The 5,509-nt window shown below is 72.0% G+C and carries 8 protein-coding genes; 2 read left to right on the top strand and 6 right to left on the bottom strand.

Annotated features, from left to right (window positions below; all coding sequences use genetic code 11):
- On the top strand, positions 1 to 1,175 hold a 1,175-nt coding region (locus HV824_RS34690; protein WP_255208586.1), incomplete at its 5' end, for a hypothetical protein.
- 9 nt (positions 1,176 to 1,184) lie between these two features.
- Here the strand turns inward: HV824_RS34690 and HV824_RS34695 are convergent.
- Both HV824_RS34695 and HV824_RS34700 read right to left on the bottom strand, forming a co-directional pair.
- The gene (locus tag HV824_RS34695; RefSeq protein WP_176418782.1) at positions 1,185 to 1,478 is read right to left on the bottom strand and encodes a hypothetical protein; all 294 of its coding nucleotides are present in this window, start codon (positions 1,476 to 1,478) and stop codon (positions 1,185 to 1,187) included.
- 54 nt (positions 1,479 to 1,532) lie between these two features.
- The gene (locus HV824_RS34700; RefSeq protein WP_176425182.1) at positions 1,533 to 1,763 is read right to left on the bottom strand and encodes a hypothetical protein; all 231 of its coding nucleotides are present in this window, start codon (positions 1,761 to 1,763) and stop codon (positions 1,533 to 1,535) included.
- A gap of 198 nt (positions 1,764 to 1,961) precedes the next feature.
- Between HV824_RS34700 and HV824_RS34705 the strand changes: the two genes are divergently transcribed.
- A complete protein-coding gene (locus HV824_RS34705) occupies positions 1,962 to 2,171 on the top strand; it encodes a hypothetical protein (protein WP_011550932.1) in 210 nt (69 codons plus the stop codon).
- Between the two features lie 12 nt (positions 2,172 to 2,183).
- On the opposite strand, the gene HV824_RS34710 is transcribed toward HV824_RS34705, so the two are convergent.
- The 4 genes from HV824_RS34710 to HV824_RS34725 all read right to left on the bottom strand — a co-directional run.
- Positions 2,184 to 2,732, bottom strand: a complete 549-nt coding sequence (locus tag HV824_RS34710; RefSeq protein WP_368738140.1) for a hypothetical protein — start codon at positions 2,730 to 2,732, stop codon at positions 2,184 to 2,186.
- Between the two features lie 178 nt (positions 2,733 to 2,910).
- Positions 2,911 to 3,711, bottom strand: coding sequence for a nucleotidyltransferase family protein (locus HV824_RS34715; protein WP_176418779.1), 801 nt, complete (start codon positions 3,709 to 3,711; stop codon positions 2,911 to 2,913).
- Between the two features lie 131 nt (positions 3,712 to 3,842).
- Positions 3,843 to 4,748, bottom strand: a complete 906-nt coding sequence (locus HV824_RS34720; RefSeq protein WP_176425184.1) for an AEC family transporter — start codon at positions 4,746 to 4,748, stop codon at positions 3,843 to 3,845.
- Positions 4,749 to 4,864: 116 nt separating this feature from the next.
- Positions 4,865 to 5,509 (bottom strand): PPC domain-containing protein (locus HV824_RS34725; protein ID WP_176425185.1); only part of this gene is annotated, 645 nt, incomplete at its 5' end.

The following is a 5,509-nucleotide window of genomic DNA, read 5'->3' on the forward strand; positions in this document are numbered from 1 at the left end:
ATAAGAGACAGCCCCAGGACGCGCTCCCCGCGCGCCTGGAATCGCTCCTGGAAGCCCTGACCGACCGGCACCTCGCGGACCGGCTGGAGCGCGTGCACCGCGCGGCGGCGGTGGCCATCGACCGGCTGGGACACTTGAGCATCGCGAAGTACGAGCCCACGTCGGTGGAAGCGGACGGCGGCGCGGACTTGTCGCTGTGGGAGACGATGGCGCCCGCCATTGGCGACACGGTGGTGGGCGTCAACCAGCTCGTCAGCGCCGTCCACCACGAGTTCCCGCCCCCCACGCGCCCCGTCGGGCTCGGCGACGGTGGCTGGGCCCCGCCGCCGGCCAGCTCGGATGAGCGGCTGGCGCAGGAGGTGGAGGCGGTGCTGCACGCCGTCGCGGACCGGCTGGCGCGGCGCGTGGCGGAGCTGGGACAGCAGATGCGCCGCCCGGAGGTGGTGAGCGACCGCTGGACGCTGATGGCCGAGCTGCAGGCGTTCCGCGCCGGCTTCCGCGTGCGCATCGGCGACCTCGTGTACCTCACCGCCGCGGCCTTCGCCGACGTGCGCCGCGAAGAGGTGGTGCCCGGCTACGCCCACCAGGTGGGCGCGCGGGCGGCGCTGCGCGCGGCGGCGGCGGACCTGCGCCGCTCCCTGCAAGGCCGGTTGGAGCGCGCGGCGAAGGCGGAGGCCCGCGCGCGCCCCGCGCTGGCGCGGCAGGTGGCGGAGAGCCTGGCCGCCTTCGTGTCCCTGCCCGCGTCGGTGGCGCTGCGCACGCCGCAGAAGCACCAGGTGCTGGAGCTGCGCGCGCGCCTGCTGGACACGGCCACCCAGGCGGAGCTGGCGCCGGACGCGCTGCCCGGGCTGGTGGAGCCCTACCTCACCGCGCTGGACGAGCAGATGGAGGAGGTCACGCGCACCTGGCTCGTCGTCCATGACCGCGCGGTGTGGGCCACCTGCGGCATGAAGCTGGAGCAGGCGGACATGCACCTGTCGCTGGGCTCGCGCGGCGCGGAGCGCGTGCTGGCGGAGGCCGTGGAGGCGGCGGGCGCGCTCCAGGGTCGCTCGCCGCCGTTCGACGCCTTCCTGCGCAAGGCGCGACAGGAGGCGGGCGACGGACTGGAGGAGGCAGGGGCGCGGGAGCTGCTCACCCGGTTCCGGGAGCGGCTGGCGGCCCTGCCCTTCAGCTGAACCGCGAGGCTATGGCTTGGTGCCGTCGGGCTTCGCGCCCTCGGGCAGCGCCGGGGTGGCGGGCTTCGGCGGGAGGATGCGCAGCTCGTCGTAGCGCGCCGCCAGCGACTCCTGCGTCATCTCCTCCTGCCACTGCTTGGGGTTGGTGTTCCAGCCGTAGTCGGCCGGCACCTTGCCACCCCCCTGGCTGGTGTAGCCAATCATGTCCGGGAACTGCTTGGACCAGCGGCCCGCGGGGTCCGGCTCCTTGGTGATGAGCTGGCGGTTGGGACGGTGAAGGAAGGGCTTGGGTGCGTCACTCATGGCCCGTAGCCTCTCCGAAAGCAGCCCGCGAGGGTAGCGGGAAGACGCGGAGCCTCAGGCCGCCCGGCGGGTCCGCCTGCGGCGCCCGGTGCTCACCGGCGGCAGTACACGAGGGCCCATTTCGAACACCGCGGCGAAGAAGCGGGCCTGGGCCTCGCTGCCATACCGGTACCGGCGCACGGCCCCGGCCCACGTCTCCACCTCCACGCCCCAGCCTCGCCTGTCGTGGAGGAGCTCCACCCGCAGCACCCCACCCATGCCGTCACCCTCACCCTGTGCATCCATGCCCCGGGCCCTTGAAATCCCCGTGCCAGGGCGAGCACGCGACATCACCGGGTTGCGGTGTCGGCCACCCACCAAAGCGCGGCGGGCCCGTAAGGAATGCAGGAGGGCTCGGCCGCCTGCCTGCCCGATTGCGGATGCCCGACCGGGGTACACCGCAGGTCGCCTTGTGCCTCGCGATTCCTGCGTTAACTCAGAAGCATGACTCAATTCGAGAGCAACACCGGCGAGCGGTTCGCCGAATTCGTCCTCCCCGACGGCTGCGTGCTCTGCGGTGGAGAGGTGACTGTGCGTGCCTCTCAGGCGGGCGCGCACAGCTATTGCCCGCGGTGCCACTGGCTGTCCAAGCCCAGCATGCGCGTGCGCGACAACGGCGTGGAGCTGTCCTTCGCCACCACCGTGCTCGCCTGAGCACGCGCCGCCTCACGGCGGCAACATCGCCTCCGACAGCACCAGCGCCAGCAGGGCCGCCTTCTCTCCCTGTCCGAGGCGCAGCACCTCCTCGGGCAGGGACAGGGAGACGGGGCCCGGCTGGAGCGTCGTCCCAGGCTGGCAGGTGCGCCAGCCCGAATACCCCGCTCCCGTCACGGACATCGTGTAGTTGCATCCGCCCATGGCGCCAGCGATGGCGAAGGGCGCGATGACGAGGCTCGACGGCTGGCTGGCGAAGTTCCCCTCCAGGCGCAGGCCCGGCTCCGGCGTCCGCTCGAGCACGCGGAGGTCGACGGTGCCGTCCCCCACGCGTCCGAGCAGGCCTCCGCTGGCCCAGCCGACATCCACGTCCCTGCCACGCACCTGGCCCACCAGCGCCGCGCCGCGCTGACGCAGCTCGACGCCGGGCCCCCGCACGACGCCGCCCTCCTCCAGGGACAGCTCCACCGACTGCGAGCCCGCTTCGAGCCGCAGCGGCCCTCCCTGCCCGGTGACGGCGACCTGTGCCCGCGCGGAGGACGCGAGCGTCAGGCACAACACGCCCAGGATTCCGATGACACCTCGGGGTCCGGCTTCGCTCCACGGCACATGACACCTGCTTTCGGCGGGTCCTCTGCCCGAAGGTGAGGCTCCGCTGAAGCCGTGGCAGGGCCGGTGGACCTGGCGCGCTCACGCCGGGACTGGCGAAGTCCCAGGAAGCGAGCGCGGGGTCCGTGGCTCAGTGGCCGCCGTACGTACCGCTCGCGGCGGGCACCACCTCGGGCTCGCGCTCGAGCCTGCGCTCGGCTTCATCCCAGGCGCGGCCGTCCTCATAGCCCCACTCGTCGACGTCCACCTGATAGCTGACCTGTGACAGCAGCCGGCCCCGGCACAGCTTCGAGTCCCAGTTGCCCTCCGCCAGCGAGCTGTTGGCGCGGGAGAGCAGCTCGCGCATCACCCACTCCGGGACGATGTCGCGGTCCGCGGGGTACGCGAAGCGGAAGAACATCAGGTGCGAGAGCAGCACCTCCCAGTACCGGTCGAAGCGCGCCAGCAGCCGCGGCCAGTCGAACGTGCGCCCCGTCTTCAGGAGCAGGTGCGTGAGCTCGTGTCCGTCGAAGCGCTCGCGCTCCAGGACGAAGGCCTTGCTCCAGTAGATTTCCTCCGCTGGAGGCACGTTGCACGCGCAGTTCAGCAGCCGGGCGCGGACCGCGTGCTCGAACCAGCCGTCATCGACGATGGTGATGCCGTTGCCGGACGCGAAGATGAGGTCGACGAGGAAGTCGTCCCAGAAGGCCTTGTGCAGCCAGCCGTGGACGTCGCGCTGCGTGCTCCAGCCGTTGCGCGCGAGCACTTCCAAGGCGCGGTCCGCGTCGTCCTTGCGGATGAACAGGTCCAGGTCCTTCGTGTCGCGATAGATGCCCGTGTAGTGGGCGAACGCGTAGGCGCCACCGACCAGGAACGGGATTCGCGCGTCGGACAACAATTGGATGGCATAGGCCCGTGCGCCCAGCTCGGCGACCGGCCGCCGAACCTCCATCCGCCGTGGGTCTCCCCCGGGCGCGCCCGAGGCCTTCGGTGGTTGCTCAGCCATGCGCCAAAAATAGGAGCGCGATGCCGGGACGACAGCGGTCCGGCCGCGTGGCCGGCCGCAGGGCAGCCGGGCGTGCGTCAGCGCGCCAGCATCCACATCAGCGGCGCCGTGGCGAAGGACAGCGGAACGCCCACCCCCACCATCAACACCGCCAGCTCCGGGTCCAGGTCATGCTCGGCCGCGAGGATGGCCGCGCTCACCATGGGCCCCATGGCCGCCTGCAGCAGCGTGGCCTGCACCACCATGGGCGCAAGCCCTGGCAAGGCCAGCAGGCCCGCCGCCGTCAGCGCCGGCACCAGGAGCAGCTTGTACGACAGCCCCAGGGCCACCGCGGGCAGCCGGGGCTTGATGCCCGACAGGCGCAGCTGCAGGCCAATGGCGAACAGGGCCAGCGGCGTCAGCAGCGAGCCCAGCCGCTCCAGCACCCCGTCCAGCCAGACGGGGTAGGCCCAGGGCCGCGTCACCAACGCCACCACCAGCGCCAGGAACGGGGGGAAGGTGGCCACCTTGCGCACAAGCTGCCGCGCGGACAGCGGCGTGTCCGCGCCCGCCCGGGCCGCCGCCACCGTGGCCAGCGAGGACAGCACCAGGAAGGAGCCGAGCTGATCCACCACCACCGCCACCGGCAGGCCCCTGGCCCCCAGCAGCGCCTCCGCCATGGGCAGCCCCACGAAGGCGGTGTTGCCCAGCCCCGCCGTCAGCACCAGCGCCATGATGGACGGCTTCGGCAGCCCCAGCCGGGGCCCGAGCAGCCGGAAGAAGGGGCCCGCGCCCAGGTAGTAGAGCCACGGCACCGACGCGGCGACCAACAGCTCCGGCACGAACTCCAACCGGTGCATGGCGCGCAGCACCAGCGCCGGCAGCGCCACGTACAGCACGAAGGTGTTGAACGCCCCGGCGGAGCCCTCCGGAAACTTCCCGCTGTGCCGGGCCAGGACGCCCAGCACCAGACACGCCCCCAACAGCCCGATGACGTTCCCCATGACGGCCGCAGCGTCTCAGCCCACCGCGTCGAACTCCAGCGACACTCGCCAAAAGCAACGGGCGGCCTTCCCCCAGGGGAAGACCGCCCGTCGTTCACTTCACGCCGAAGCCGGGACTACGGCTTGGTGTAGGTGATGGCCAGGTTGTAGGTGGCGGCCGTGTAGCCACGCACCATGATGTACGCGGTGGACTGGCCCGCGGGCACGGCGATGTCGCACGTCTCGTTGGCGCCGCTGAGGTACGGGCGGCAGTTGTACGCGCTGGTGGTGGGCTGCGCGCCGAAGCGGACGTAGAGGTCCGGGTCACCCGTGCCCGTCATCACGACCTTGAAGTTGGTGCCGGCCTTCACGCTGAAGGAGCCGACCTGCGCGTTGGCGTTGCGCGCCACGCTGCCGGTCCGCGTCTCGTTGGTGGGCGTGCCGTTACCGCTGGAGGGCGTGAGGTAGTTGATGGTCAGGTTGAAGGTCGCGGCCGTGTAGCCACGCACCATGATGTACGCGGTGGTCACGCCCGCCGGAATCTCGACGGTGCAGCCCTCGCTGGCGCCGCTGAGGTACGGGCGGCAGGTGTACGCGGTGGTGGTGGGCGCCGCGCCCGTGCGGACGTAGAGGTCCGGGTCACCCGAGCCCGTCATCGTCACGGAGAAGGTGGAGCCGGGGACGACGTTGAAGGGGCCGTAGTTGACTTCCGCGCCCGAGGCGACAGAGCCCGTGCGCGTCTCCGTCACCGGGTCGCCTTCCGGCGGCGGCGGGGGAGGCGG

The organism is Myxococcus sp. AM009, from assembly GCF_013372605.1.
GTDB lineage: Bacteria > Myxococcota > Myxococcia > Myxococcales > Myxococcaceae > Myxococcus > Myxococcus vastator.

Bases quoted from the DNA above. Each gene is read 5' to 3' on its own strand.
- HV824_RS34695 (WP_176418782.1), bottom strand. From the start codon at position 1,478: ATGAGTGACGCACCCAAGCCCTTCCTTCACCGTCCCAACCGCCAGCTC.
- HV824_RS34700 (WP_176425182.1), bottom strand. From the start codon at position 1,763: ATGGATGCACAGGGTGAGGGTGACGGCATGGGTGGGGTGCTGCGGGTG.
- HV824_RS34705 (WP_011550932.1), top strand. From the start codon at position 1,962: ATGACTCAATTCGAGAGCAACACCGGCGAGCGGTTCGCCGAATTCGTC.
- HV824_RS34715 (WP_176418779.1), bottom strand. From the start codon at position 3,711: ATGGAGGTTCGGCGGCCGGTCGCCGAGCTGGGCGCACGGGCCTATGCC.
- HV824_RS34720 (WP_176425184.1), bottom strand. From the start codon at position 4,748: ATGGGGAACGTCATCGGGCTGTTGGGGGCGTGTCTGGTGCTGGGCGTC.